The sequence below is a fragment of the Saccharothrix luteola genome, from assembly GCF_020859565.1.
Lineage (GTDB): Bacteria > Actinomycetota > Actinomycetes > Mycobacteriales > Pseudonocardiaceae > Actinosynnema > Actinosynnema luteola.
Window position 1 is genome coordinate 146,613 of sequence record NZ_JAJHUO010000006.1, and the last position, 26,415, is coordinate 173,027.

The 26,415-nt window shown below is 71.0% G+C and carries 24 protein-coding genes and 1 pseudogene; 15 read left to right on the top strand and 10 right to left on the bottom strand.

Annotation, left to right across the window (positions count from 1 at the left end):
- Positions 1 to 4: 4 nt before the first annotated feature.
- On the top strand, positions 5 to 907 hold the full coding sequence (gene miaA, locus LNK82_RS10140; protein WP_230566677.1) for a tRNA (adenosine(37)-N6)-dimethylallyltransferase MiaA: 903 nt from the start codon (positions 5 to 7) through the stop codon (positions 905 to 907).
- Between the two features lie 10 nt (positions 908 to 917).
- Positions 918 to 1,718 (top strand): diaminopimelate epimerase, encoded by an 801-nt coding sequence (gene dapF / locus LNK82_RS10145; RefSeq protein WP_372470451.1) that lies wholly within the window; start codon positions 918 to 920, stop codon positions 1,716 to 1,718.
- A gap of 123 nt (positions 1,719 to 1,841) precedes the next feature.
- On the opposite strand, the pseudogene LNK82_RS47635 reads toward dapF, so the two are convergent.
- Positions 1,842 to 2,183 (bottom strand): annotated as a pseudogene (locus LNK82_RS47635) (TetR/AcrR family transcriptional regulator C-terminal domain-containing protein); the annotation flags it as partial.
- Here LNK82_RS47635 and LNK82_RS47640 point away from each other — a divergent pair.
- The gene (locus LNK82_RS47640) at positions 2,163 to 2,789 is read left to right on the top strand and encodes an FAD-dependent monooxygenase (protein WP_308257189.1); all 627 of its coding nucleotides are present in this window, start codon (positions 2,163 to 2,165) and stop codon (positions 2,787 to 2,789) included. The pseudogene LNK82_RS47635 and the gene LNK82_RS47640 overlap by 21 nt on opposite strands.
- Here LNK82_RS47640 and LNK82_RS10160 read toward each other — a convergent pair.
- From LNK82_RS10160 to LNK82_RS10170, 3 genes are read right to left on the bottom strand one after another with little or no spacing between them, the layout of a single operon-like run.
- The gene (locus tag LNK82_RS10160) at positions 2,786 to 3,643 is read right to left on the bottom strand and encodes an SMP-30/gluconolactonase/LRE family protein (RefSeq protein ID WP_230566679.1); all 858 of its coding nucleotides are present in this window, start codon (positions 3,641 to 3,643) and stop codon (positions 2,786 to 2,788) included. The genes LNK82_RS47640 and LNK82_RS10160 overlap by 4 nt on opposite strands.
- On the bottom strand, positions 3,636 to 4,862 hold the full coding sequence (locus LNK82_RS10165) for an MFS transporter (protein WP_230566680.1): 1,227 nt from the start codon (positions 4,860 to 4,862) through the stop codon (positions 3,636 to 3,638). The genes LNK82_RS10160 and LNK82_RS10165 overlap by 8 nt, the downstream gene beginning before the upstream one ends.
- On the bottom strand, positions 4,846 to 6,063 hold the full coding sequence (locus LNK82_RS10170) for an MFS transporter (protein WP_230566681.1): 1,218 nt from the start codon (positions 6,061 to 6,063) through the stop codon (positions 4,846 to 4,848). Before LNK82_RS10170 ends, LNK82_RS10165 begins: the two co-directional genes overlap by 17 nt.
- 68 nt (positions 6,064 to 6,131) lie before the next feature.
- Between LNK82_RS10170 and LNK82_RS10175 the strand changes: the two genes are divergently transcribed.
- Genes LNK82_RS10175 through LNK82_RS10185 form a run of 3 tightly spaced genes read left to right on the top strand, consistent with a single transcriptional unit; the run spans position 6,132 to position 9,144 of the window.
- Positions 6,132 to 6,626, top strand: a complete 495-nt coding sequence (locus LNK82_RS10175; RefSeq protein ID WP_372470452.1) for an ArsR/SmtB family transcription factor — start codon at positions 6,132 to 6,134, stop codon at positions 6,624 to 6,626.
- 42 nt (positions 6,627 to 6,668) lie between these two features.
- Positions 6,669 to 8,114: a GTPase HflX gene (hflX, locus tag LNK82_RS10180; RefSeq protein ID WP_230566683.1), complete on the top strand. Its 1,446-nt coding sequence runs from the start codon at positions 6,669 to 6,671 to the stop codon at positions 8,112 to 8,114.
- 37 nt (positions 8,115 to 8,151) lie between these two features.
- On the top strand, positions 8,152 to 9,144 hold the full coding sequence (locus tag LNK82_RS10185; RefSeq protein WP_230566875.1) for a hypothetical protein: 993 nt from the start codon (positions 8,152 to 8,154) through the stop codon (positions 9,142 to 9,144).
- 183 nt (positions 9,145 to 9,327) lie between these two features.
- On the opposite strand, the gene lexA is transcribed toward LNK82_RS10185, so the two are convergent.
- Entirely contained in the window at positions 9,328 to 10,005 is a 678-nt protein-coding gene (lexA, locus tag LNK82_RS10190) for a transcriptional repressor LexA (RefSeq protein ID WP_230566876.1), read from the bottom strand.
- Positions 10,006 to 10,247: 242 nt separating this feature from the next.
- On the opposite strand from lexA, the gene LNK82_RS10195 reads away from it, so the two are divergent.
- The 6 genes from LNK82_RS10195 (at position 10,248) to LNK82_RS10220 (ending at position 18,366) form a co-directional block, all read left to right on the top strand.
- On the top strand, positions 10,248 to 10,745 hold the full coding sequence (locus LNK82_RS10195; protein ID WP_230566684.1) for a LysM peptidoglycan-binding domain-containing protein: 498 nt from the start codon (positions 10,248 to 10,250) through the stop codon (positions 10,743 to 10,745).
- A gap of 389 nt (positions 10,746 to 11,134) precedes the next feature.
- Entirely contained in the window at positions 11,135 to 11,593 is a 459-nt protein-coding gene (gene nrdR, locus LNK82_RS10200; protein WP_230566685.1) for a transcriptional regulator NrdR, read from the top strand.
- Between the two features lie 109 nt (positions 11,594 to 11,702).
- A complete protein-coding gene (locus LNK82_RS10205; protein WP_230566686.1) occupies positions 11,703 to 14,558 on the top strand; it encodes a vitamin B12-dependent ribonucleotide reductase in 2,856 nt (951 codons plus the stop codon).
- A gap of 549 nt (positions 14,559 to 15,107) precedes the next feature.
- Positions 15,108 to 15,698: a TetR/AcrR family transcriptional regulator gene (locus LNK82_RS10210; RefSeq protein WP_230566687.1), complete on the top strand. Its 591-nt coding sequence runs from the start codon at positions 15,108 to 15,110 to the stop codon at positions 15,696 to 15,698.
- 74 nt (positions 15,699 to 15,772) lie between these two features.
- Complete coding sequence (locus LNK82_RS10215) at positions 15,773 to 16,990, top strand: MFS transporter (protein ID WP_230566688.1); 1,218 nt, start codon at positions 15,773 to 15,775, stop codon at positions 16,988 to 16,990.
- Between the two features lie 53 nt (positions 16,991 to 17,043).
- Entirely contained in the window at positions 17,044 to 18,366 is a 1,323-nt protein-coding gene (locus LNK82_RS10220; RefSeq protein WP_230566689.1) for a transthyretin-like family protein, read from the top strand.
- 52 nt (positions 18,367 to 18,418) lie between these two features.
- Here LNK82_RS10220 and LNK82_RS10225 read toward each other — a convergent pair whose 3' ends face one another.
- The 4 genes from LNK82_RS10225 to LNK82_RS10240 form a co-directional block, all read right to left on the bottom strand.
- Entirely contained in the window at positions 18,419 to 19,171 is a 753-nt protein-coding gene (locus LNK82_RS10225) for a succinate dehydrogenase/fumarate reductase iron-sulfur subunit (RefSeq protein WP_230566690.1), read from the bottom strand.
- Between the two features lies 1 nt (position 19,172).
- The gene (locus tag LNK82_RS10230; protein ID WP_230566691.1) at positions 19,173 to 21,050 is read right to left on the bottom strand and encodes a fumarate reductase/succinate dehydrogenase flavoprotein subunit; all 1,878 of its coding nucleotides are present in this window, start codon (positions 21,048 to 21,050) and stop codon (positions 19,173 to 19,175) included.
- Positions 21,051 to 21,059: 9 nt separating this feature from the next.
- A complete protein-coding gene (sdhC, locus tag LNK82_RS10235; protein WP_230566692.1) occupies positions 21,060 to 21,821 on the bottom strand; it encodes a succinate dehydrogenase subunit SdhC in 762 nt (253 codons plus the stop codon).
- A 118-nt stretch (positions 21,822 to 21,939) separates the two neighbouring features.
- Entirely contained in the window at positions 21,940 to 22,236 is a 297-nt protein-coding gene (locus tag LNK82_RS10240; protein ID WP_230566693.1) for an Rv0250c family protein, read from the bottom strand.
- Positions 22,237 to 22,463: 227 nt separating this feature from the next.
- Between LNK82_RS10240 and edd the strand changes: the two genes are divergently transcribed.
- Together edd and eda are read left to right on the top strand one after the other, a co-directional pair.
- Positions 22,464 to 24,329 carry a phosphogluconate dehydratase gene (gene edd, locus LNK82_RS10245; RefSeq protein WP_230566694.1) on the top strand — a complete coding sequence of 622 codons (1,866 nt, stop codon included), beginning with the start codon at positions 22,464 to 22,466 and terminating at the stop codon, positions 24,327 to 24,329.
- On the top strand, positions 24,326 to 24,964 hold the full coding sequence (eda, locus tag LNK82_RS10250) for a bifunctional 4-hydroxy-2-oxoglutarate aldolase/2-dehydro-3-deoxy-phosphogluconate aldolase (RefSeq protein ID WP_230566695.1): 639 nt from the start codon (positions 24,326 to 24,328) through the stop codon (positions 24,962 to 24,964). The genes edd and eda overlap by 4 nt, the downstream gene beginning before the upstream one ends.
- Before the next feature lie 57 nt (positions 24,965 to 25,021).
- Here the strand turns inward: eda and LNK82_RS10255 are convergent, their stop codons facing one another.
- The gene (locus LNK82_RS10255) at positions 25,022 to 25,663 is read right to left on the bottom strand and encodes an HAD family hydrolase (RefSeq protein WP_230566696.1); all 642 of its coding nucleotides are present in this window, start codon (positions 25,661 to 25,663) and stop codon (positions 25,022 to 25,024) included.
- Between the two features lie 54 nt (positions 25,664 to 25,717).
- On the opposite strand from LNK82_RS10255, the gene LNK82_RS10260 reads away from it, so the two are divergent.
- A complete protein-coding gene (locus LNK82_RS10260) occupies positions 25,718 to 26,407 on the top strand; it encodes a YqeB family protein (protein ID WP_230566697.1) in 690 nt (229 codons plus the stop codon).
- Positions 26,408 to 26,415: the final 8 nt, after the last annotated feature.

Below are 26,415 nucleotides of genomic sequence, written 5' to 3' on the forward strand. Positions count from 1 at the left end.
GCGCGTGCACACCCCCATCGCCGTCGTCGGGCCCACCGCCACCGGGAAGTCGGACCTGGCCGTGCGGCTGGCCGTCGAACTGGGCGGCGAGGTGGTCAACGCCGACGCGATGCAGCTGTACCGGGGCATGGACATCGGCACGGCCAAGATCACCGACGCCGAGCGGCAGGGCGTGCCGCACCACCTGCTCGACGTGCTCGACGTGACCGAGACCGCGTCCGTCGCCGCCTACCAGCGCGAGGCGCGGGCCGTGGTGGAACGGCTGCTCGCCGCCGGCCGCACGCCGGTGCTGGTCGGCGGCTCGGGCCTGTACGTGCAGGCGGTCCTGGACGACCTGGTGTTCCCCGGCACGGACGAGAAGATCCGCACCCAGCTGGAGCAGGAGCTGGCCGTGTTCGGGTCGGAGACGCTGCACGGTCGGCTGGCGCAGCTCGACCCGGCCGCCGCGCTGGCGATCCTGCCGAGCAACGGCCGCCGGGTGGTGCGCGCGCTGGAGGTCATCGAGCTGACCGGGCAGCCGTTCTCGGCCACCCTGCCCAAGCCCGGACCGGCCCGCTACGGCACGGTGGTCGTCGGGCTGGACCGCGACGTGTCCGAACTGGACGAGCGGGTCGACGCGCGGGTGGCGCGGATGTTCGGGTCGGGCCTGGTGGACGAGGTGCGCGCGCTGGAGGCCCGCGGCCTGCGCGACGGCCGCACGGCGTCCCGCGCGCTGGGCTACCAGCAGGTGCTGGCCGCGTTCGACGGCGAGTGCTCGATCGAGGAGGCCGCCGCCACCACCGCGCAGGCCACCCGGCGGTTCGTCCGCAAGCAGCGGTCCTGGTTCCGCCGCGACCGGCGGGTGACGTGGTTCGACGCGGGCGAGCCCGGGCTGGCCGAGGACGTGCTCAAGCTGGTCGCACCGTAGCCTGGTGGGCGTGGGAGTCGAGTTTCTGAAGGGCCACGGCACCGAGAACGACTTCGTCGTGCTGCCCGATCCGGACGGCGTGCTGGACCTGACCGAGTCACGCGTGCGCGCGCTGTGCGACCGGCGGCGCGGGCTGGGCGCGGACGGCGTGCTGCGGGTCGTCCGGCCCGACTTCGGCCCGTGGTTCATGGACTACCGCAACGCCGACGGCTCGATCGCCGAGATGTGCGGCAACGGGGTGCGCGTGTTCTCGAAGTACCTGGTCGAGGCCGAGCTGGTGCCGGCGGGCGAGTTCACCATCGGCACGCGGGCCGGCGAGCGGCACGTCGTCGTGCACGACGACGGCGCGGTGACCTCCGACATGGGGCGCGTGCTGGTCACCGGCACGGGCACGGCCACGGTCGGCGGCAGCGCGTTCGGCGGTGTCGCGGTGGACGTCGGCAACCCGCACCTGGCGTGCGTGACCGAGGTGCCGGTGGCGGAGCTCGACCTGGCGCTGCCGCCCGGCCACGACCCGGTGCAGTTCCCGCACGGGGTGAACGTCGAGTTCATCAACGTGCTGGACGACGGCGCCCTCCGGATGCGGGTGCACGAGCGCGGCGTCGGCGAGACCCGGTCGTGCGGCACGGGCACGGTGGCCGCGGTGGCGTCGTGGCTGTACGGGGCCGGTCGGCGCACCGGCAAGGCCACTGTGGACGTCCTGGGTGGACAGGTGTCCGTGGTGATCGAGGAGGAGAGCTCCACGCTGACCGGCCCGGCCGTGCTGCTGGCGCGCGGCGAGCTCGACCAGGGCTGGTGGGACGCGCTCTAGCCGGTCAGACCGACCGCAGCACGAGGGCCACGCCGTGGTCGAGCCGCTCGGCGAACGCGATCGGCTCCAGCTCGGCCGCGACCACCCGCAAGGCCGGGTAGTCGCCCAACGCGCCGCCCAGCGGGCTGTCCCCGGCGCGGCCTGCTCCTCCTGGACCAGGCCGACGGTGAGGTGGACGAGCGTCCACAGCGTCCAGCCCGCCCTGGGGTCGCCGCCCGCGACCAGCGCCGCCGCCAGCGCTTCGGCGAACCGCAGCGTGCCGGGCTCGGCCGCGTAGACGCCCACGACGACGTTCGCGCCGTCCCGGTGCGCCAGCATCGCCCGCCGCAGCCTCCTGGCCAGCTCGGCGGCCCGTGACCGCCAGTCGTCGGGCAACCCGGCCAGGTCGACCTCGCCGACGATCGCGTCGGCCATCAGCTCCCGCAGCCGGGCCTTGCTCTTGACGTGCCAGAGCACGGTGTTCATCCGCACTCCCAACCGCGTGGCGATGGCGCGGGTGGACACCGCGTCCAGGCCTTCCTCGCCGGTGACGCGGCCCACCAGCACTTCCCCACCGGCGGCGTCGGGCTCAACGTCGGCATCCAGGACGCGGCCAACCTGGGCTGGAAGCCGGCCGCGACCGTCCTCGGCACGGCGGCGGCCAACCTGCTGGACACCTACCACGCCGAGCGCCACCCCGTCGGCGTCGACCTGCTGCGCGGCACGCGGGCGCAGACCGCCCTGATGACGGCGCACACCGTCGAGGGACAGGCGCTGCGGGAGGTGATCAGCGCCCGGATCGCCGACGTGCCCGAGTTCGGGCGCGCGTTGGCCGAATCGCTGTCCGCGCTGGCCGTGGCCTACCCGGCGGGCCCGGACGAGCACCCGTTGACCGGCACCCGCGCGCCGAACCTGCAGTTCACCGACGGTGACCTGTTCACCCTGCTGCACCCCGGTCGGCCCGTGCTGCTCGACTCCACCGGCGGTGACCTCGCCGGGCGTCCGGTGGCGTTGACGGGCGACCGACCCGCGTGGGCGGCGGTGCGGACCGCGCTGATCCGGCCGGACGGCCACGTGGCGTGGGCCGCCTAGAGGTCGAACACCTCCAGCTTGCCCAGCCGCGCCTCGGCGACCACCTCGGGCTGCGAGCTGGGCGCGGTGCAGCAGACCAGCTTGTCCTCGACGATCGCGACGGCGAAGCAGAGCTGGCTGGTCTCCACCTTCCGGGTGATCTCGCCGCCCTCCTCGACCCGGAAGGCGAACGGCTGGATCGCGGGCGCGACCCACACGCCCCCGTCGGCGTCCACCGCGATGCCGTCCGGCGCGATGTAGTGCTCGCGCAGCGACGCGAAGACGTGCCGGTCGGACAGCGAGCCGTCGTCGGCCACGGTGAACGCGGTCAGGCCGAACGCCAGCGTCTCGGCGACGACGAGCCTGCCGTCGGGCAGCAAGCCGGTGCCGTTGGGGAACTTCATGTCCTCGACGGCCACGCTGACCTTGCCGTCGGGCTCGACGAGCGCCAGCGGCGTGCCGGGCGCGACCCAGTCCGGTTCGAGCAGCGGCGCGTCGCCGCCCCACGCGAGGACGGCGTGCAGGTCGAAGCCGAAGTTGCCCACGTACGCGCGGCCCTTCGCGTCGACCAGCATGTCGTTGGCGTGGAAGGTGGCGATGTCGCCGAGGTCGGCGTGCTCCACCAGGCCGTCGGGCTCCAGCCGCAGCACCTTGCGGTCCCGCATCGACACCACGAGCAGCCGCCCGTCCGGCAGCCAGCCCAGCCCCGACGGCTGCTCCGGCACCTCGCAGACGACCTCCTCCTCGCCCGAGGCCAGGTCGAGGGCGCGGACCTGGTGGTCGTAGAAGTCCGAGTAGAACAGCCGGCCGTCCGGCCCCTGTCGCGGACCCTCGCCGAACCGGAGACCTTCGCGCAGCACGGTGGTGTCAGCCATGCCGTTCGACGCTAGTGATCACCGGCAGGTCGCGCATCGACCGCAGCGGTGACAGGACCACCCAGATGACGGACAGGATCATCCCGGCCGACGCGACCCACAGCGCGTCCCGCGTGCCGACCCACTCGGCCAGCGCGCCGCCCGCCAGCGCACCCACCGGCATCACGCCCCAGCTCAGGAACCGCACGCTGGCGTTCATCCGGCCGAGCAGCCGGTCCGGGCACAACGCCTGCCGCAGGCTGACCTGCGACACGTTGTAGACGATCACGCCGGCGGACGTGACCAGGGTGCCGACCGCGAACAACGCCAGCCGCCACCCCGGCTGCGCCAGCGGGACCAGCAGCCACGCGGGCTGCGTGACCGCCAGCGACAACCACACCAGCCGCACCCGGCCCCACCGCGCCAACCGGCCCGTGACCAGGCCCGCGAGCGCCCCGCCCACGCTGCCGATCCCCAGCAGCACCGCGGCGGCCGGGGCGGACAGCCCGAGATCGCGCACCAGGAAGAGCACGTTGACCGCGCCCCACATGCCGTTGGTCAGGTTGAACCACGTGGTGCACAGCGCGATCGGCCGCAGCAACGGGTGCCCGAACACGAACCGCAGCCCTTCGGCCATGTCCGCCCAGAGCGCCCGCTCGCGCGGCTCCGGCAACGGTTCGGCCGTGCGGACGCCGCCCAGCAGCGCCGCCGAGGTCAGGAACGAGAACGTGATCGCCAGTACGGCGTTCGCGCTGCCCAGCAGCACCAACAGGCCGCTCAGCGGCCGGCCGGACAGCCGGGCGACCTGCTGCGTCGACACCAGCCTGCCGTTCGCGACCGCCAGCTCGTCACGGGGCACCAGCGTCGGCAGGTACGCCTGGGACGCCACCTCGAAGAACACCGTCAGCACGCCCGCCACCAGCGCCGCGAGCAGCAGGTGGGTGAACGTGAGGCCGCCCAGCCACGCCGCGACCGGCACCGTGGCGAGCACCAGCGCCCGACCGACCGTGCTCCACGCCAGCAGGGGCCGTTTGCGCACCCGGTCCACGTAGACGCCCACGGGCAGCCCGATGACCAGGAACGCGGCCGTGCCGGCGGCGGTCAGCGCGCCGACCTGGAACTCCGACGCGTCCAAGGCCTCGATCGCCACGACCGGCAGCAGGAACGCGTACATGGCCGCGCCGAACTGGTTGACCGCGTCACTGCCCCAGAACAGCCGGAAGTCACGCGGTAACGGCATCACGGCTCCGCAGCGGCGACAGCACCACCCACAGCACCGCCAGGGCCTGGCACCCCATGCCCACGGCCAACGTCGCCGTCACCCCGATGCCGCCGCCGAGCACACCGCCCACCAGGCCGCCCAGCGGCATCGCGCCCCACACCACGAACCGGATGCTGGCGTTCATCCGGCCCAGCAGGTGGTCGGGGCAGATCGACTGCCGGTAGCTGACCTGAGCGATGTTGTAGACCGTCGCCCCGTACGCCACCGCCGCCTCACCGAGGACCACGAACACGATCCGCCAGTCCGCCGCGCCGAGCGGGACGAGCGCCCCGAACGGCCACGTGACCAGGCCGGACAGCCAGATCACCGTGGTCTGGCCGAAGCGGGCGTTCCACCGGTTCACGGTCAGCGCGCCCAGTACGCCGCCGATGCCCGCCGCGCTGAGCACCAGGCCGACCACGCCCTCCGACAGGCCCAGCTCGCGCACCAGGAACAGCACCAGCACCGCCGCCGCCATGCCGCCGAAGAAGTTGGCGGTGCCCGTGCAGCCCACGATCGCGCGCAGCGACCGGTGCCCGAAGACGAACCGCAGGCCCTCGGCGATCTCGTGGACCAGCCCGGGCTTGTCCGCGCGCCGGGGCGGTGGTTCCGCCGTGCGGATGCGCAGCAGGAACAACGCCGAGACCAGGTAGCCGACCGCGGTGGCCAGCACGCCGACGGCCGCGCCGACCACCTGCGCCACCCCGCCGGCGGCGGCCGGGCCCGACACCTCCGCCACGGCCCGGCTGGCCTCCAGCTTCGAGTTGCCCTCCACCAGCTGCTCCCGGCCGACCAGCGCGGGCAGGTACGACTGGTAGGCGATGTCGAACATGACCGTGGCCGCACCGACCAGCAGTGCGACCACGACGAGGTGGGCGAGCGTGAGCGCGCCGAGCCACCACGCCACCGGCACCGAGAGCAGCAGCAACGCGCGGGTGAAGTCGGCCACGAGCATCACCGGGCGGCGGCTCAGCCGGTCCACCCAGACCCCGGCGGGCAGCCCGATCAGCAGGAACGCGGCCGTGCCCGCCGCCGAGAGCACGCCCATCTCGAACGGCGTGGCGGCCAGCGCGCCCACCGCGAGCAGCGGCAACACCGTGCGGCCGATCGTGGAGCCGAACTGGCTGACGGTGTCGCCTGCCCACAGCAGGCGGAAGTCGCGATGAGACCAGAGGGACACGGCGGAAGTGTCGCGGGAGTGATTGGAAACTGTCAATCACTTGTGTCACGGCGGTCTAGGCTGTGCGGGTGCAACGACGTCCGGCGACCGACGCCGAGGCCGCCGCGCTGGCCTCGGCCGTGCGGCTGCGCATCATCCGCCTCACCTACGACCGCGCGATGACCAACAAGGAGATCGCCGAACGGCTCGGCAAGGACCCCGCCACCACCCTCCACCACGTGCGCAAACTCGTCGCCGCGGGCTTCCTGGAGGCGCAGGAGGAGCGCACGGGCAACCGGGGCGCGCGGGAGATCCCGTACCGCTCGACAGGCCTGTCCTGGCAGCTCCACAAGGGCAGCAGCCCGTACCCCGAGGAGACCAGCGAGGCGGTGTTCCAGGCGTTCCTGAGCGAGGTCGCGGAGGTGGGCCCGGCCGCGATGAACCAGTTCCGACTGGTCGCCCGGGTCGACCGCGCGGAACTAAAACGGCGCCTCCAGACGTTGTTGGATGAGCTGGCAGCCGAGCCGGCCCACCCCGACGGGGAACGCGTGGCGATCTACCTGGCGCTCTACCCAGGCGATTAACCACTCGTCCCGGCAGGGGTGCCGTGGGACGATGAAGGGCAAATGACGGAAAACACGTACAGCAGCAACGACTGGCTCGACCACGAGGACGAGCTGTCCACCGGCGACCTCGCGCTCGAAGAGCGCACCGCGCTACGCCGCGTAGCCGGGTTGTCCACCGAGCTCGAGGACGTCACCGAGGTCGAGTACCGCCAGCTCCGGCTGGAGCGGGTCGTGCTGGTCGGCGTGTGGACCGAGGGCACGGCGGCCGATTCGGACGCGTCCCTGGCGGAACTGGCCCTGCTCGCCGAGACCGCGGGCTCCGAGGTGCTGGAAGGCCTCGTGCAGCGGCGCGACCGGCCAGACCCGGCCACCTACATCGGTTCCGGCAAGGTCCACGAACTGCGCGACATCGTGATCGCCACCGGCGCGGACACGGTGATCTGCGACGGCGAGCTCTCACCCGGCCAGCTGCGGCAGCTGGAGGAGAAGCTCAAGGTCAAGGTCGTCGACCGCACGGCGCTGATCCTCGACATCTTCGCCCAGCACGCGTCCACGCGCGAGGGCAAGGCCCAGGTCGAGATGGCCCAGCTCCAGTACCTGCTGCCGCGCCTGCGCGGTTGGGGTGAGTCGCTGTCCCGGCAGGCCGGTGGTCGTGCCGGTGGCGCCAACGGCGGCGTGGGTCTGCGCGGTCCCGGTGAGACCAAGCTCGAGACCGACCGCAGGCGCATCCGCGCGCGCATCTCCAAGCTGCGCCGCGAGATCGCCGCGATGAGCGTGACGCGGGAGACCAAGCGGCACCGCCGCGTGGCCAACTCGGTGCCGAACGTGGCCATCGCGGGTTACACGAACGCGGGCAAGTCCAGCCTGCTCAACGCGCTGACCGGCGCGGGGGTGCTGGTGCAGGACGCCCTGTTCGCGACCCTCGACCCGACCACGCGGCGCACCGAGACGCCCGAGGGCCTGGCCTACACGTTGACCGACACGGTCGGCTTCGTGCGGCACCTGCCGCACCAGCTGGTCGAGGCGTTCCGGTCGACGTTGGAGGAGGTCGCCGACGCGGACCTGCTGGTCCACGTGGTCGACGGCTCCGACGCCATGCCGGAGAAGCAGGTCAAGGCCGTGCGCGAGGTGATCACCGAGATCTCGTCGCGGCGCGACGACCCGATGCCGACCGAGCTGCTCGTGGTGAACAAGGTCGACGCGGTGGGCGAGCTGGGCATGGCCCGGCTGCGGCACCTGTTCCCGACAGCGGTTTTCGTGTCCGCGCACACCGGCGAGGGCATCGCCGAGCTGCGCGAGCGCATCGCGGCCATGACGCCGCGGCCGGAGGTCGTGGTCGAGGCGCTCGTGCCGTACGCGAGGGGCGAGCTGGTCGCACGCGTGCACCGCGAGGGCGAGGTCCTCAAGGAGCGGCACACCGAGGAGGGCACCGAGCTGTCCGCCCGGGTCCGACCGGACCTGGCCGACGTCCTGGAGAAGTTCGCCGTGAACGGAAGCCGCGCCTAACCCCTTGCGAGCGCTGCTGGTGGTTCTAGGGCTGGTGATGACGGCCGGTTCCGCTTCGGCGGAGCCGGCCGTCGCCGACGTGTGCGCGGTGACCGACCCGCGGCTGGAGGAGCTGTCCGGGCTGGCGTCCGACGGCGGTCAGTGGTTCGCGGTGAACGACAGCGACAACGGCCGGTTGCAGGTCCAGGTGCTCGACCGATCCTGTGCGATCACGCGCACGATCACCGCGCCGACGAACCCGTTCGACGTCGAGGATCTCGCCTTGGCCCCTGACGGAACCCTGTGGGCGGCGGATACCGGCGACAACGGGAAGTCGCGCGAAACCGTGGCATTGCATGCCGTTTCACCGGACGGCAGCACCCGTTTGCACCGACTCACGTATCCTGACGGAAAGCACGACGCCGAGGCATTGTTGCTCGACGGTTCCGGCATTCCGCACATCGTCACGAAGGAAACGATCGGATCGGCGTTGGTGTACCGGCCGGCGTCCGGGCTGAGCGAGGGCGCGCCGACGCCGCTGGAGCAGGTGGCGCGGGTGTCGATCAGCACCACGGACACCGCGGGCGGGCCGTTCCAGAACTCCGTGGTGACGCGCGTGGTCACGGGCGGCGCGATGTCCCGGGACGGCCGGGTGGCGGCGTTGCGGACCTACACCGACGCGTACCTGTTCCCGGTGCCGGACGGTGACCTGGCCAAGGCGCTGGAGTCCGACCCGGTGCGGGTGCCGCTGGCCGGCGAGCCGCAGGGCGAGGCCATCGCGTTCGACCCGGACGGCACGCTGCTGTCGGCGTCCGAGTTCGGCAGCGCGGGCGCCTCGTCGACCGTGCGCGCGGTGGCGGGTGCGGCGGCGTCGGCCGTGCCGCCCGCGCCGACGACCACGACGGACGCCCCCGTGACCGATGACGGGACCACCGCTGCTCCCCCGGCCACCGACCCGCCGTCGTCGCCGTGGCCCGTGGTGGGTGGTGGCGCGGTCGCGTTGGTGCTGGTCGGCGCACTGGTGCGCCGCTCACGCCGACGTCGGGCGTGAGCGGCGGCCACCGGTGCCCTAGTGCCGTGACCGGCAACCTTCGCCGCGTCTTCCGGCGCTCGGCAGGGCGCCTCGCGGCACCGACCCCACGCCCACAGCCAACCAGGATGAGGACGCGGGGCCGGCACCGCGATCCACCCGTCCGATCACCGGATTACGGGGCAAAGGCCGCCGGTCACGGCACTAGAGCCTGCGCAGGACGGCGACGACCTTGCCCAGGATCGACGCGTCGTCGCCGGGGATGGGCTGGTAGGCCTCGTTGTGCGGCATCAGCCACACGTGCCCGTCCTCCTTGCGCTTGAACGTCTTCACGGTGGCCTCGCCGTCGATCATCGCGGCCACCACCTCGCCGTTGTCCGCCGTCGGCTGCTGGCGGACGACCACCCAGTCGCCGTCGGTGATGGCGGCGTCCACCATCGAGTCGCCGACGACCTTCAGCAGGAACACGTCGCCCTCGCCGACGATCTCGCGGGGCAGCGGGAACACGTCCTCGATGGCCTCTTCCGCCAGGATCGGCCCACCGGCCGCGATGCGACCCAGCATGGGCACGTACGCGGGCGTCGGCTTGGACGCCGGGTCGAGGCCGGTCACGATCTCCGCGGGCAGCACGCCCACCGCGCGCGGCCGGTTCGGGTCGCGGCGCAGGTACCCCTTCCGCTCCAGCGCGCGCAGCTGGTGGGCGACCGAGGAGGTGGAGGTCAGGCCGACCGCCTCCCCGATCTCACGCACGCTGGGCGGGTAGCCGAACCGGTCGAGCCAGTCGCGGATCACGTCGAGCACCTTGCGCTGGCGCAGGGTGAGCCCGGCGTTGCCCGCGATGTCCGCCGGTTCGGGCGCGGAGGGCACATCGGCGGTGCGCAGGTCTTCACTGGTCTTGCGTGCCACGGTGCTTCCTCCTCACCGGTCCCGATTGCCCAGGCCGGCTTCTCCGACGATCTTCACTTGTGGACGGTAGTCGCGTTCCGTGTCCAGATCAAACACCTGTTCGAAGTAAACCTCGGCGTGTCCTAGCGATTTCGCCCGGCGAAGTGGTAGACATTCGCACGGACGTTCGATCGAACACAGGTTCGATCATGATCGGATGACCTGCGTTGGAGGACATCATGGCGGTGGTCATTGGCACCCGTAACAGCTTCGAACTGGTCGACGGCGCCGGTGCCGAGGACGTCGCCCGCGGTGCGGGATTGCGACCCGGACCACGGGTCCTCCGCCGGTTCGACGTACACGATAAGGACAACCGCCGCCCGTCGACGCGCCCCCGCCCGCTCGCCGTGCGCCGGACCGCGCCCGAGCCGGTCGCCTGCGAGGTCCGGCCGCAGCGCCACCCGGCCGTCCAGTTCGTCGCGTACTCAGCGGTCGCGGCCGTCTTCGCCGGACTGCTGAGCCTGCTCTTCCTGTACACATCCGGCGCCACCACCGTGCCCGAACGGACCAGCGTCGTGCACGTCCAGGTGGGCGAGTCGCTGTGGGACGTGGCCGAGCGCAGCGCACCCGCCAGCGACCCGGACGCCGTCGTGTCCCGCATCCGCGAGCTGAACTCCCTCCCGGACTCCGACGTCGTCCCCGGCCAGTCCCTGGTCGTCCCCAACGGCACCCCCTGACCTCCCCACGCACTCGCGCGTGTCGAACCTCCAGGTCCCGCGTGTCGAACCTCCAGGACCCCCGAGTTCAACGTCCGGAACGTTGAACTCGGGGGTCCTGAGCGTTCGACACGGTGGGCGCGAGCGTTCGACACGCGCGTTTGTGTTTGCGAATCGGCGGTGACCTGCGACGGGCCCGGGGGGCGGTCCGTGACCGGTGCGTCGCGCAGCGCTGGCATCCCATCGAGTGAACGCCGGCCGGTGTGTCCGACTTGCAGACGAGTAGGGCGCGGGCATAGGTTGACCCCTACATCTAGTGGTTACACCAACGTAGTTAGTCCACAGGTTGGGGTATTCCCCGCCATGGGGGCTAACGCGATGGATGCTGCGCGGAGGAGGGGAGACCAGCCGTGCGATGCCCGTTCTGCCGCAACGCCGACAGCCGCGTCGTCGACTCGCGCGAGGTCGACGAGGGTCAGGTGATCCGTCGCAGGCGCTCCTGCTCGAGCTGCGGTCGCCGGTTCACCACCGTGGAGGAAGCCGTGCTCGCGGTGGTCAAGCGCTCCGGCGTCACCGAGCCGTTCAGCCGCGACAAGGTCGTCAACGGCGTGCGCCGCGCCTGCCAGGGCCGCCCGGTCGACGAGGACGCCCTGCAACAGCTCGCGCACCGCGTCGAGGAGTCCATCCGCTCGGGCGGCAACGCCGAGATCCCGAGCCACGAGGTGGGCCTGGCCATCCTCGGCCCCCTGCGCGACCTGGACGAGGTGGCCTACCTGCGGTTCGCCTCCGTCTACCGCTCCTTCTCGTCCGTCGAGGACTTCGAGAAGGAGATCTCCGATCTTCGCACCGCCCAGCGCACGGACGACTGAGCGGACGCGACGCAAGACAACTGCGCCTGACCGGCTCGGACGGGGGGAGCCCGGACGTGGGTCGCGCATCGGACGTCGAGAACTCGTGAAACGGAATGAGGAAGTCGGAATGACGGAGACCGTCGGTGGCTCCAGCAAGAAGACGGCCACCCGCAACGGTGCGGGGGACAAGAACGCCAAGCTGAAGGTGGAGCGCGTCTACACCACCGCGGGCACGCACCCCTATGACGAGGTCACCTGGGAGCACCGCGACGTCGTCATGACGAACTGGCGCGACGGCTCGGTGAACTTCGAGCAGCGGGGCGTCGAGTTCCCCGACTTCTGGTCGGTCAACGCCACCAACATCGTCACCAGCAAGTACTTCCGCGGCGCGGTGGGCACGCCGCAGCGCGAGCACAGCCTGCGCCAGCTCATCGACCGCGTGGTGAAGACCTACGTCGAGGCGGGCGTCAAGCACGGCTACTTCACCACCGCCGAGGACGCCGAGATCTACGAGCACGAGCTGACCTGGATGCTGCTGCACCAGGTGTTCAGCTTCAACTCGCCGGTCTGGTTCAACGTGGGCACCAGCTCGCCGCAGCAGGTCAGCGCCTGCTTCATCCTGTCGGTCGACGACACGATGGAGTCGATCCTGAACTGGTACCGCGAGGAGGGCCTGATCTTCAAGGGCGGCTCCGGCGCGGGCCTGAACCTCTCGCGCATCCGGTCGTCCAAGGAGCTGCTGTCCTCCGGCGGCACGGCGTCCGGCCCGGTGTCGTTCATGCGCGGCGCCGACGCGTCCGCGGGCACCATCAAGTCCGGCGGCGCGACCCGCCGTGCGGCGAAGATGGTCGTGCTGGACGTCGACCACCCGGACGTCGAGGAGTTCATCCAGACCAAGGCGCGGGAAGAGGACAAGGTCCGCGCGCTGCGCGACGCCGGGTTCGACATGGACCTGGGCGGCAAGGACATCGTGTCCGTGCAGTACCAGAACGCGAACAACTCGATCCGCGTGTCGGACGAGTTCATGCACGCCTACGAGAACGGCGGGCAGTTCGGCCTGCGCGCCCGCCAGACCGGCGAGGTCATCGAGCACATCGACGCGAAGGACCTGTTCCGCAAGCTGGCGCAGGCCGCGTGGGAGTGCGCCGACCCGGGCATCCAGTACGACGGCACGATCAACGACTGGCACACCACGCCGGAGTCGGGCCGCATCACGGCCTCGAACCCGTGCTCGGAGTACATGCACCTGGACAACTCCAGCTGCAACCTGGCGTCGTTGAACCTGATGAAGTTCCTCTCCGACGACGGCACGTTCAACGCGGAGCTGTTCGCCAAGTCGGTCGAGCTGATCATCACCGCGATGGACATCTCGATCTGCTTCGCGGACTTCCCGACGCCCGCGATCGGCGAGACGACCCGCGCGTTCCGCCAGCTGGGCATCGGCTACGCGAACCTGGGCGCGCTGCTCATGGCGACCGGTCACGCGTACGACTCCGAGGGTGGCCGCGCGCTGGCCGCCGCAATCACGTCCCTGATGCAGGCCGTGGCGTACAAGCGGTCCGCCGAACTGGCGGGCATCGTCGGCCCGTACGAGGGCTATGCCCGCAACGCCGAGGGGCACCAGCGGGTCATCCGCAAGCACTCGGCCGCCAACGACATGCTGCGCACGTACCACGCGAACGACGGCGCGGTGCAGAAGGTCGCGACCAGGGCGTGGCAGGAGTGCCAGCGCATCGGCGCCCGCAACGGCTGGCGCAACGCGCAGGCCAGCGTGCTCGCGCCCACCGGCACCATCGGCCTGATGATGGACTGCGACACCACCGGCATCGAGCCGGACCTGGCGCTGGTGAAGTTCAAGAAGCTGGTCGGCGGCGGCTCGATGCAGATCGTCAACCAGACCGTGCCGCGGGCGCTGAAGGTCCTCGGCTACCAGCAGGAGCAGATCGAGGCGATCGTCGAGTACATCGGCGAGCACGGCCACGTGGTGGACGCGCCGGGCCTCAAGACCGAGCACTACGAGGTGTTCGACTGCGCCATGGGCGACCGCTCGATCGCGCCGATGGGCCACGTGCGGATGATGGCCGCGGTGCAGCCGTTCATCTCGGGCGCGATCTCCAAGACGGTGAACATGCCGGAGACGGCGACCGTCGAGGAGGTCGAGGAGATCTACTACCAGGGCTGGAAGCTCGGTCTCAAGGCGCTGGCGATCTACCGCGACAACTGCAAGGTCGGCCAGCCGCTGTCGGCGGGCAAGTCGGCCAAGTCGTCGGCGGTCGCGTCGTCGGAGGCCAAGCCCGAGACCGTCGTGGAGTACCGCCCGGTGCGCAAGCGGCTGCCGAAGAAGCGCCCGTCGCAGACGGTGTCGTTCACGGTCGGCGGCGCGGAGGGCTACCTGCACGCCGGCTCGTACCCGGACGACGGCCTCGGCGAGATCTTCGTCAAGCTGGGCAAGCAGGGCTCGACGCTGGCCGGCGTGATGGACGCGTTCTCCATGTCCATCTCGGTGGGTCTGCAGTACGGCATCCCGCTGGAGTTCTACGTCTCGAAGTTCCAGAACCTGCGCTTCGAGCCGGCGGGCATGACGGACGACCCGGACGTCCGCATCGCGACGAGCGTCCTGGACTACCTGTTCCGCCGCCTGGCGCTGGACTACCTGCCGTTCGAGAAGCGGGCGCAGCTCGGCATCTTCACCGCCGACGAGCGCACCGCGCAGGTCTCGTCCGACTACGGCAACGGCGACGTGGACCTGGAGGGTCTGCGCACGTCGGTCGACGCGGCTCCGGCCACGTCGACCACCCCGGCGCCGGAGGAGAAGAAGTCCAAGCCGCAGGACGTCAGGGTCGGCAGCTCGACGGAACTGCTCGAACTGCACCTGGGCAAGGCCGCCGACGCGCCGCTCTGCATGACGTGCGGCACGAAGATGCGCCCGGCCGGCTCGTGCTACCTGTGCGAGGGCTGCGGCTCCACCTCGGGCTGCAGCTGACAGACAACTGGGCCCCGGCGTTGGCGCGCCGGGGCCCAGTTAAGAGTGAGAGCACTTGAGCCCTCGTTGTCGCCGACGGATCCTCTCGTGCTCTCGCTCAACAAACAAGTTGATCTAGATGCACGAGAGGAGGTGAGAAGGATGGCCGCGAAGTACCGCAGCGCCAAGACGGGGCGCTACGTCACCAAAAAGTACGGCAAGTCCCACCCTTCGACGACTGTCAAGGAGTCGAAGTGACGACGATGTCGAGCTGATCACAGCCGACACGCACCACCTTCGTGGTGCACGATGTTGAAGGGGTGGCGCTTGCGCCACCCCTTCAACCACAGAAGCAACGCCGGTTGTGCGAGCGTTTCACCGCCGAGGCCGCGTACGAGTTGGCAACGGGTCGTATTCGACCACGCAGAACAGCATTCCGGCCGTGCGATTAGGTCGCGGCCACGTACGGCGACGATGGTGGGCGGCGGCACTGCTTGTTGCACGGGCTTCCGGGTGACTGACTCCTCGAATTTTGTACAGTCCGTTCCAAAACCTGCTACCGTCTCCCCCGTGCCCCGACCCAAGGAGTTCGACGAGGAGCAGGCGCTCGACGCGGCCATGCGGACGTTCTGGGCGAACGGTTACGAGGCCACGTCCACCGAAGACCTGTGCCGCGCCACCGGTCTCGGCCGCAGCAGCATCTACAACACGTTCACCAGCAAGCACGAGCTCTTCAAGCGCGCCCTCGTCCGCTACACCGAGCTGATGACCGCCGGCCAGATCGCACTGCTCGAAGACGAGACGCGGTCGCCCGGACAACGCCTGCGCGACCTGTTCGACGCGATCATCGCGGGCGAGGTGGAGCACCGGCGGGACGATCGCGGTATCGGTTGCCTGACCGTGAACACCACCGTGGAGCTGGCCGGGCGGGACCGCGAGGCCGCCGAACTGGTCGACCGCGACCAGCGACGCAGGCTCGACGCGCTGGAAGCGGTCATCGCCGCCGGCCAACGCGACGGCCGGTTCACGTCGAAGCAGCAGCCCGCGGAGCTGGCGCGGTTCGTCAACGCGGTCATCGCGGGCATCCGGGTCGCCGGTCAGGGCGGCGCGGACATCCCGACGCTGAAGGCCATCGCGTCCACCGCCCTGGACGCCCTCTAGGACTCCGGAGGGTCACCGCTGGATCGAGCACGCCCTCATTTTAGACAGATCAATACAAAACAGGAGCACCCGGAATGCCCCGTGTCGTCCACCTGCTCGCCCTCGGCATCTTCGCCATGGTCACCAGCGAGTTCGTCGTCGCCGGCCTGATGCCGCAGATGGCCGCCGGCCTGCACGTCACCATCCCCGAGATCGGCTACCTGATCACCGCGTTCGCCGCCGCGATGGCCGTCGGCGGCCCGCTGCTCGGCGTGCTCATGCTCCGACTCCGGCCCAAGCCCGCGCTGATGGCGCTGTTCGCCGTCTTCCTCGCCGGCAACGTCCTCGCCGCCACGGCCACCGACTACGGCGTCATGCTGGTCGCCCGAGTCATCACGGGCGCCGCGGCGCAGGCGTTCTTCGGCGTGGCGCTGTCGGTGACCTCCGCCCTGGTCGCGGAGCACCTGCGCGGGCGCGCCACCGCGACCGTCCTCAACGGACTGATGCTCGGCACGCTCCTCGGCCTGCCGCTGGCCACGTTCGTCGGCGCGCACCTCGGCTGGCGCGCGGCGTTCTGGGGCATCGCCGCGCTCACCGTCGTGGCCGCCGCCAGCACGGTCGCGGGCGTGCCGCGGCTGGACCGAGCCGGCGGCGACACGACCGTGCGCGCCGAACTGCGCGCCGTCGCCCGGCCGAGGCTGTGGCTCGTGCTGTCCACCAGCACGTGCGTCATCGGCGCGACGTTCGCCGCGTTCAGCTACGCCAACCCGATCCTGACCGAGGTCACCGGCTTCGCCACGGGAACGGTCCCGCTGCTGCTCATCGCCTACGGCGCGGCCACGCTCGTCGGGAACCACGTGGTCGGCCGGCTGGCCGACCGCCACGCCCTGCCCGCCCTGCTCGCGGGACTCGGGCTCAACGCCCTCTTCCTCACCGCCTTCGCCCTGTTCGCCGACGAGAAGGCGCCCGCGGTGGTGAGCCTGCTCGGCATCGGCCTGGTCGGCGTCACGATGAACCCCGCGCTGGTGACCCGCGTGCAGCGCACGGGCAACACAGGCGCGCTGGTCAACACCGTGCACGGGTCGTTCATCACGTCCGGCATCATCATCGGGTCGTGGCTGGGCGGCCTGCTCATCGCCGACCACGGCCTGCGCGCGCCGTTGTGGCTGGGCGCGGTGCTCGCGGTGCTCGGCCTCGTCACCCTGGTCCCCGACGTGCGGCGGTGGACCACGGCGCGGACGTCGGACAAGGCCCTTGCGCCGGACGGACCCACTCCTGCCGAAGTGCACGGCGGACGCGGGCGCGCGTCCTAGAGTCCCGCCAGGCGGCTGTGGGAGGCCGCACCGAGAAGTGGGGGAGATCGACCATGCGAAGATCCGCCTTGGCCGTCGCCGTGCTCGCGCTGGCCGCGCTGCCCGTCACCACCACCGCCCACGCCGCCGCCGGACCGAGCGTGCGGTGGGCGCACAGCGCCACCGGCGACCTCGGCACGCTGGAGGTCTCCGCGTCCGCCGACGCCGGCATCGCCTCGCTGCGCGCCTACGTCGTGTCGTACGCGACCGGTCAGGACGTGGCCGTCGTCGACGAGTTCGTGCTGCACTCCGGCACGGCCGTCGACGGCGTCTGGCGCACACCCGCGCCGTTGCAACTGGACCAGCTCGGCGGCTACCGCGTCGACGTGGAGGCCACCGACGCGGCCGGCGTCAGCACCCCGCGTGCCCAGGAGGGCTCGCTGTCCTACTACGTCGACACGACGCTCACGTTCCTCTCTGACGACCCCACCGCCACCTACGCGCGCCGGTCGGTCGACGTGCACGGCGTGCTGACCGGCCGCTGGCCCGCCACGCGCGAGGTCAAGCCCATCGCGAACGCCGCCGTCGACCTGAGCAACGGGTACGGCGGCCACTACGTCGACGCGATCACCGCGGCCGACGGGTCCTACCGCGCCACCCTGCCGATGGACCAGGACGCGTTCTACGAGGACCAAGGGTTCGTGCAGGCCACGTTCCACAGCAGGGACGGCATGCTGGGCGCGGGCACCCACGCGATCGACGTGACCCTGACGCGCTCGCCCTCCACCATCACGACCCGCGTCGAGCCGCGGCGGATCGACCGCGGCGAGGAGGCCGTGCTGTCCGGGCGGGTGACCTGGGAGGCGCCCGGCGGGCGGCAGCCGGCGGCGGGCCAACCCGTGCACGTCTGGTTCTGCTACTCGTACCAGACCGTCTGCCAAACGTTCGTGGGCACCGCGACCACTGACGCCGACGGCCGCTTCCACCTTCCCACGACGCCGCCGGCGACCGGCAAGTTCGAGCTGTTCGCCCCGTTCGAGGACATCTTCATCGCCACCGGCACCACGACCAGGGACATCGTGGTCTACCAGCCGGCGGCGTTCACCGCCTTCACCGCGGTCCGTGACACGTCCGGCGCGGTCACCGCGAGCGGCCGGCTGCGGTTCGACGGCGGCAGCACGCCCTACCCGATCCCGGTCGAGATCCAGTTCCGCGCCGCGGGCACCGACACGTGGACCACGGTGGCGACCGTGCCGAACGCCGAGTACGCGAGCTCCGGCGAGCACGCGTTCTCGGCCACGGTGCCGAACCAGCCCTCCGGCGCGTGGCGCGCCCGCTACCCCGGCCTGACCGACCACTACCGGCCGCTGCTCAGCGAGCGGGTCCGCGTCGTCTGATGGCCGGGACCCGCGTCGCGCCACCGTCGTGTGACGCGACGCGGGTCCGGTGTCAGGCCTTGTTGCGGAACAGCTTGTTGCCCAGCCAGACGATCGGGTCGTAACGCCGGTCGGCCACCCGTTCCTTCATCGGGATCAACGCGTTGTCGGTGATCTTGATGTGCTCCGGGCACACCTCCGTGCAGCACTTCGTGATGTTGCACAGACCCAGACCGTGCGACGACTGCGCCTCCTGCACCCGGTCGGCCTCGTCGAGCGGGTGCATCTCCAGCTCGGCCACCCGCATCAGGAACCGCGGCCCGGCGAACGACTCCTTGTTCTCCTCGTGGTCGCGGATCACGTGGCACGTGTTGTTGCACAGGAAGCACTCGATGCACTTGCGGAACTCCTGCGAGCGCTCCACGTCGACCTGCTGCATCCGGTACTCCCCCGGCGCCACGCCGGCCGGCGGCTTGAACGCGGGGACCTCACGCGCCTTCTGGTAGTTGTACGACACGTCCGTGACGAGGTCGCGGATCACGGGGAACGTGCGCATCGGCGTCACGGTCACCGTCTCGTCCTCCGCGAACACCGACATCCGCGTCATGCACAGCAGCCTCGGCTTGCCGTTGATCTCCGCCGAGCACGACCCGCACTTGCCCGCCTTGCAGTTCCACCGCACGGCCAGGTCGGGCGTCTGCGTCGCCTGCAACCGGTGGATGACGTCGAGCACGACCTCACCCTCGTTGACCTCGACGGTGAAGTCCTCCAGACCACCGCCCTCGTCCGAACCGCGCCACACCCGGAAGTGCCCCTGGTACCCCATGTCAGCCCTCCAGCTCGTCGGCGGTCAGGTACTTCTGCAGCTCGCTGTGCTCGAACAACGCCAGCAGGTCCGCCCGGATCGGGATCTGCGGCTCCTCCACCACCTCGACCGAGGAGCCCGACAGCGTGCACACCAGCAGCTTGCGCCGCCAGTCGGCGTCCATGCCCGGGAAGTCGTCCCGCGTGTGCCCGCCGCGGCTCTCCGTCCGCAGCAGCGCGGCCCGCGCCACGCACTCGCTGACCACGAGCATGTTCCGCAGGTCCAGCGCCAGGTGCCAGCCCGGGTTGAACTGCCGGTGCCCCTCGACCACCAGGGTCGCGGCCCGCCGCTTCAGCTCCTCCAGGCGCTTGATCGCCTGGTCCATCTCGTCGGCCTTCCGGATGATGCCGACCAGGTCGTTCATCGCCTGCTGCAACTCCATGTGCAGCGTGTACGGGTTCTCGCCACCCTCGTCGGAACCGGAGAACGGCGCCACGGCCGTCCGCTCCGCCTCGGCGACGGCCTCGTCCGAGCACACCGGCCGAGCCGCGAGCCCGGCCACGTAGTCCGACGCGCCCGCGCCCGCACGGCGACCGAACACCAGCAGGTCGGACAACGAGTTGCCGCCGAGCCGGTTCGAGCCGTGCATCCCGCCGGACACCTCACCCGCCGCGAACAACCCCGGCACCGACGACGCGCCCGTGTCCGGGTCGACCTGCACGCCGCCCATCACGTAGTGGCAGGTCGGCCCGACCTCCATCGGCTGCGCGGTGATGTCGACGTCCGCCAGCTCCTTGAACTGGTGGTGCATCGACGGCAGCCGCCGCATGATCTCCTCGGCGGGCAGGCGCGTCGAGACGTCCAGGAACACGCCGCCGTGCTCGGACCCGCGACCGGCCTTGACCTCGGAGTTGATGGCACGCGCCACCTCGTCGCGCGGCAGCAGCTCCGGTGGCCGCCGGTTCTTGCCGGGGTCGGCGTACCAGCGGTCGGCCTCGGCCTCGTTGTCGGCGTACTTGTCCTTGAACACCTCGGGGATGTAGTCGAACATGAACCGCTTGCCGTCGGAGTTGCGCAGCACGCCGCCGTCACCGCGGACCGACTCGGTGACCAGGATCCCCTTCACCGACGGCGGCCAGACCATGCCGGTCGGGTGGAACTGCACGAACTCCATGTTGATCAGGGACGCGCCCGCGCGCAGGGCCAGCGCGTGACCGTCGCCGGTGTACTCCCACGAGTTCGACGTCACCTTGAACGACTTGCCGATGCCGCCGGTCGCGAGCACCACGGCGGGCGCCTCGAACAGCACGAACCGGCCCGACTCGCGCCAGTAGCCGAACGCGCCGGCCACCCGACCGCCGTCCAGCACCAGGTCGGTGACGGTGAACTCCTGGAACACCTTCAGCCGCGACTCGTAGTCGCCGGTCTCGGCGTGGTCGTCCTGCTGCAGCGACACCACCTTCTGCTGGAGGCTGCGGATCAGCTCGAGCCCCGTGCGGTCGCCGACGTGCGCCAGGCGCGGGTACTCGTGGCCGCCGAAGTTGCGCTGGCTGATCCGACCGTCCTTGGTGCGGTCGAACAGGGCGCCGTAGGTCTCCAGCTCCCAGACCCGGTCGGGCGCCTCCTTGGCGTGCAGCTCGGCCATCCGCCAGTTGTTCAGGAACTTCCCGCCGCGCATGGTGTCGCGGAAGTGCACCTGCCAGTTGTCGTTCGAGTTCACGTTGCCCATGGCCGCGGCGATGCCGCCCTCGGCCATCACCGTGTGGGCCTTGCCGAACAACGACTTGCACAGCACCGCCGTGCGCATCCCGTGTTCGCGGGCCTCGATCGCGGCGCGCAACCCCGCACCGCCGGCACCGATCACGAGCACGTCGAACGAATGCCGTTCCAGCTCGGGCAAAACCACTCCTCAGTTGACGAATCGGAGGTCGGCGATCGTCCCGGAGGCGACCAGCGCGACGTAGAGGTCCGTGACGCAGACGAAGATGAGCGAGGCCCACGCCAGCTGCATGTGCTTCGCGTTGAGCTTGGAGATCTGCGTCCACGCCCAGTACCGGACCGGGTGCTTGGAGAAGTGCTTCAACCGCCCGCCCGCGATGTGGCGGCACGAGTGGCACGACAGCGTGTACGCGCCGAGCAGGCCGACGTTGACCAGCAGCACGATGTTGCCGAGGCCGATGCCGGTGCTGAACGCGAAGACCGCGTCGTAGATGTTGATCAGCAGCAGGAGCGACGCCGCGTAGAAGAAGTACCGGTGCAGGTTCTGCGCGATGAGCGGGAAGCGGGTCTCACCGGTGTACTTGGCGTGGGGCTCGGCCACCGCGCACGCGGGCGGGGACATCCACGCCGCCCGGTAGTACGCCTTGCGGTAGTAGTAGCAGGTCACCCGGAAGCCGAGCAGGAACGGGATGATGATCACCGGCGGGGTGAGGAACCCCGGCAGCTCGGGCAGCAGGCGGCCGAAGTGCGCCGCGTTCGGCAGGCACTCCTCGGTCAGGCACGGCGAGTACATGGGCGTCAGGTAGCGGTACTCGTCCACCCAGTAGTAGTCGCCCATGAAGGTCCGCACGGCCGCGTAGATCGAAATCAGGAGCAGGCCCGCGAACGTCGCCAGCGGCGGTAGCCACCACCGGTCTGTGCGCAACGTGCGCTGGGCGATCTGCGCCCTCATACCTCACCTCGTTCCACGTCGTTGTGGTGCGGGACACATTGTGGTTTGGGACACATCACCGGCCCTGAAACGGGAGCGGCCCCCGCGTTCGCACGCGGGGGCCGGTCCTCTCCTCAGCTCAGGTTCGATGACTGCGGTAGCCGCCGAGTCCTTCGTCGTCGGCGTCGTGCCACAGCTTCGGGTCGTACGGCGTGTCCGGCACGACGACGACCTCCCTCTCGACCCGAGGCGCTTCACGCGGCCGCGGCGTGGTGTCCAAGTCCGCCAGCTCGGTCGCGTCGATGTCCATGCGCTCGACGTCGTTGGCCAGCCTCTGCACCGCGGCCACGTCGCCGTACCGCGCGCGCAGGCCGCCGACGCAGTGGCGCAGTTGGCCAAGCGCCCGGCGCAGCTCCACGATCTCGGAGGACGTCATGGTCAGCACCTCCCTCGGGTCGATCCGTGTGCCGACTCTGCCAAGTGGAAGCCCTTGTGACAAGAACCACAGTGTGTCCCGAGTCGCGTCCCAGGATCTGAATCGTTTTTGTCACGATCATGTGTCGTGACATACTGTGCTTGCTGTCACGTCCGTCCGTGCGACGCCAGCGCTGTCGTCCCACCGGGCCCACCACGGCCCGTGATCACCACCGGAGACAGCGAACCATGAGCGTGCATCCCGTCGTCGCCGAAGTGACGGCTCGAATCGCCGCCCGCAGCGCCGCCGGCCGGTCCGCCTACCTGGAACGAATCGCCCAAGCCCAGCAAGACGGCCCCGCCCGCCGCGACATGGCGTGCAGCAACCTGGCCCACGGCTTCGCCGGGATCACGGGCGGTGACAAAGACCTCCTCCGGGCATTGCGTCGCCCGAACGTGGCGATCGTGTCCGCGTACAACGACATGCTGTCCGCCCACCAGCCGATGCACGAGTACCCCGCGTGGATCAAGGACGCGGCGCGGGCCGTCGGCGGCGTGGCGCAGTTCGCGGGCGGCGTGCCCGCCATGTGCGACGGCATCACCCAGGGCCGCGCGGGCATGGAGCTCTCGCTGTTCAGCCGCGAGGTCATCGCGATGGCCACCGGCATCGCCCTGTCGCACGAGATGTTCGACTCGGCGCTGCTGCTCGGCGTGTGCGACAAGATCACGCCCGGCCTGCTGATCGGCGCGCTGTCGTTCGGGCACCTGCCCGCGATCCTGGTGCCCGCGGGCCCCATGAGCTCCGGCCTGCCGAACTCGGAGAAGGCCCGCGTGCGGCAGCTGTTCGCGGAGAACAAGGCGACCCGCGAGGACCTGCTCGAAGCCGAGGCGCAGTCCTACCACAGCCCCGGGACCTGCACGTTCTACGGCACGGCGAACTCCAACCAGCTCGTGGTCGAGGTCATGGGCCTGCACCTGCCCGGCGCGAGCTTCGTGCCGCCGGGCACCAAGCTGCGCAAGGCGCTGACCGAGGAGGCCGCGCGGCGCGCGGTGGAGATCAGCCGGGGCGAGGACTACACCCCGATCGGGCACGTGGTGGACGTGAAGTCCGTGGTCAACGGCGTGATCGCGCTGCTGGCCACCGGCGGGTCGACCAACCACACCATGCACCTGGTCGCCATCGCGTCGGCCGCCGGCATCGAGCTGAGCTGGGACGACTTCGCCGAGCTGTCCTCGGTGGTGCCGCTGCTGGCCCGCGTTTACCCGAACGGGTCGGCGGACATCAACCACTTCCAGGCGGCCGGCGGCGTGTCGTTCCTCGTCTCGACGCTGCTGGACGCGGGCCTGCTGCACGCCGACGTGAAGACCGTGGCCGGCGCCGGGCTCGACCGCTACCGGCAGGAGCCGGTGCTGGTCGAGGGCGTGCTGATGTGGCGACCGGGCCCGCCGCGCTCGCTCGACACCGACGTGCTGCGGCCCGCGTCCGAGCCCTTCGCGGCCGACGGTGGCCTGCGCATGCTGTCGGGCAACCTCGGGCGTGCGGTGATCAAGGTGTCGGCGGTCAAGCCGGAGGACCGGGTCGTGGAGGCGCCCGCCAGGGTGTTCACCTCGCAGGAGGCGTTCAGCGCCGCGTTCCAGGCCGGTGAGCTGGAGCGGGACGTGGTCGTGGTGGTGCGGCAGCAGGGTCCGCAGGCCAACGGGATGCCCGAGCTGCACAAGCTGACGCCCGCGCTGGGCGTGCTGATGGACCGGGGCTTCAAGGTCGCGCTGGTCACCGACGGGCGGATGTCCGGCGCGTCGGGCAAGATCCCGGCGGCCATCCAGGTCACGCCGGAGGCGGCCGTGGGCGGTCCGCTGGCGCGCGTGCGTGACGGCGACGTGCTGCGGCTGGACGCCGAGACCGGCACGCTGGAGGCGTTCGTGGACCCGGCGGAGCTGGCCGCGCGCGATCTGGTGGACTTCCCGCCGGACGCGCAGGCGTGGACCGGCACGGGCCGGGAGCTGTTCGCCGCGCTGCGCCGGGCGATCGGGCCCGCCGACCGGGGCGCGAGCGTGTTCGGACCGATCGCGGCCTCGCACTTCGAAGGCCAGCTCAACCAGGAGGTGTCCCGGTGACCAACGCCCCGGCTCACGCGACGGCGGCGGATCTGCTGGCGCTGTCCCCCGTCATCCCGGTCGTCGTCGTGGACGACGCCGAGCACGCCGTGCCGCTGGCGGAGGCGTTGCTGCGCGGCGGTGTGCGCGTGATCGAGCTGACGCTGCGCACGCCGGCGGCGCTGGCCGCGATCGAGCGGGTGGCGGCGGAGGTGCCGGGCATCGTGATCGGCGCCGGCACCGTGACCGCGCCGGAGCACGCCGAGCAGGCGGCCAAGGCCGGTGCTGCGTTCCTCGTCACGCCGGGGTCGACCGACCGGGTGCTGGACGCGGCCGAGGACACCGGGCTGCCGTTCCTGCCGGGCGCGGCGACCGTGTCGGAGGCGATGCGGCTGGCCGAGCGCGGGTTGACGTCGCTGAAGTTCTTCCCGGCCGAGGCCGCGGGCGGGGTGGACTACCTGAAGTCCATCGGCGGCCCGCTGCCCGGCCTGCGGTTCTGCCCGACCGGCGGCATCACGCCGGCGACCGCGCCGAACTACCTGGCGCTGCCGAACGTCGGGTGCGTCGGCGGGTCGTGGCTCGCGCCCAAGGACGCGCTGGTGTCCGGCGACTGGGCTCGGATCGAAGAGCTGGCGCGGGCCGCGTCGGCCCTCTGATCACTGTGCTCTGATCTCGACGGAGGGCGTCTTCCCGTGCCGGGGAGGCGCCCTTCGTCAGGTCAGGTAGGCGAGGGCTTCCGGGATCGAGTCGGCGACCGGTGCGCCGGTGCGTTCGAGCACCTGGCGCGAGCTGGTGCCGGTGGCGACCAGGACGACCTGCGCGCCGACGTGCCGGGCGGCTTCGGCGTCGTCGGCCACGTCGCCGATGAGCACGACATCGCGCGGGGACAGCCGCAGGGCCGCCAGGTGCTCGGCGAGGTGCTCGGCCTTCGAGCCGCCGTCGCCCGCGGACTTGAGGCCGTCGACCCGGCTGAACAGCTCGCCGAGGCCGAAGCGGGTGACCAGCGGCACCAGCTCGTCGTGGAACCACATCGACAGCAGCGACTGGCTGTGGCGCAGCGCCCGCAGGTGGTCGGGCACGCCGGCGGCCAGGCCGCAGCGGTCCATCAACGCGCGGTACTCGGCGTGGTAGACGGTGTCGATGCGAGCCCAGTCCGCCGCCGTCAGCGGACGGCCGAACATCCGCTCGTAGCAGTCCTTGATCGGGCGGCTGAACACCTCGCGCCAGTGCTCCAGCGTGATGGCCGCGTGGCCGAAGTCGGCGCAGACCCGGTTGACCGCGGCGAGCACGGCGTCGTTGTCGGCGAACAAGGTGCCGTTCCAGTCCCAGACGACGTGGTCGGCCCTGATCCTCACTCGAACAGGCTACGGCGATAGGTTGAGTGCTCACTTCTGGGGAGGTAGTGGGGGATGGACGCGCGACGAACCACGGTGGTCGCCGAGCCACGCGGGCAGGTGGCGCTGGTGTCGGTCGGGTTCCCGGTGCTGGGCGCGCTCGTGGTGTGGGGCTTGAAGTCGATCGCCGGGTGGGTGGCCGACCTGTCGTGGGCCCCGATGCAGGGACCGTTCCGGTTGGTGGCGTCCGTGCCGGAGCCGTGGGCGACGATCGGTTCGGTCGCGGTCGGCGCGTTGCTCGGGCTCGTGGTGGCCGGGATCGCGGCGCACGAGCGGCTGGTGGTCGAGGTGTTCAACGAGGGGGTCGAGCTGCTCCGGGGCGGCAGGCACCGCAGCTTCGACCGGACGCTGGTGTCCGGGGTGTTCCTGGACGGCAAGAAGCTCGTGCTGCTCGGCGTGGACACCGGCGAGCTGGCCCGGGAGGGTCACGACCTGAAGCCGGAGGCGCTGGCCGAGGCGTTCCAGACGCACGGCTACCAGTGGTTGGACGGCGACCCGTACCGGGAGGACTACCGGCGGTGGGTCGACGGCACGCCGGACCTGCCGCCCGGCGCGAACGCGCTGCTGAAGGTGCGGGCCGAGGCGTTGCGCAAGGAGGACAAGGAGGACGCGGCCGAGCTGCGGGAGGAGCTGAGCCGGCTCGGCGTCGTCGTGCGCGAGGAGAAGAAGCGCCAGTACTGGCGGCTGACCCGAACGCTGCCGTGAGTGCGCAT

Excerpts from the sequence above, each read along its gene's own strand:
- LNK82_RS10165 (WP_230566680.1), bottom strand. The coding sequence starts at position 4,862 with ATGCCGTTACCGCGTGACTTCCGGCTGTTCTGGGGCAGTGACGCGGTC.
- LNK82_RS10220 (WP_230566689.1), top strand. The coding sequence starts at position 17,044 with ATGCGAAGATCCGCCTTGGCCGTCGCCGTGCTCGCGCTGGCCGCGCTG.
- LNK82_RS10195 (WP_230566684.1), top strand. The coding sequence starts at position 10,248 with ATGGCGGTGGTCATTGGCACCCGTAACAGCTTCGAACTGGTCGACGGC.
- LNK82_RS10225 (WP_230566690.1), bottom strand. The coding sequence starts at position 19,171 with ATGGGGTACCAGGGGCACTTCCGGGTGTGGCGCGGTTCGGACGAGGGC.
- LNK82_RS10160 (WP_230566679.1), bottom strand. The coding sequence starts at position 3,643 with ATGGCTGACACCACCGTGCTGCGCGAAGGTCTCCGGTTCGGCGAGGGT.
- sdhC (WP_230566692.1), bottom strand. The coding sequence starts at position 21,821 with ATGAGGGCGCAGATCGCCCAGCGCACGTTGCGCACAGACCGGTGGTGG.
- LNK82_RS10205 (WP_230566686.1), top strand. The coding sequence starts at position 11,703 with ATGACGGAGACCGTCGGTGGCTCCAGCAAGAAGACGGCCACCCGCAAC.
- LNK82_RS10260 (WP_230566697.1), top strand. The coding sequence starts at position 25,718 with ATGGACGCGCGACGAACCACGGTGGTCGCCGAGCCACGCGGGCAGGTG.
- LNK82_RS10215 (WP_230566688.1), top strand. The coding sequence starts at position 15,773 with ATGCCCCGTGTCGTCCACCTGCTCGCCCTCGGCATCTTCGCCATGGTC.
- edd (WP_230566694.1), top strand. The coding sequence starts at position 22,464 with ATGAGCGTGCATCCCGTCGTCGCCGAAGTGACGGCTCGAATCGCCGCC.
- LNK82_RS10240 (WP_230566693.1), bottom strand. The coding sequence starts at position 22,236 with ATGACGTCCTCCGAGATCGTGGAGCTGCGCCGGGCGCTTGGCCAACTG.
- LNK82_RS10185 (WP_230566875.1), top strand. The coding sequence starts at position 8,152 with ATGACGGCCGGTTCCGCTTCGGCGGAGCCGGCCGTCGCCGACGTGTGC.
- hflX (WP_230566683.1), top strand. The coding sequence starts at position 6,669 with ATGACGGAAAACACGTACAGCAGCAACGACTGGCTCGACCACGAGGAC.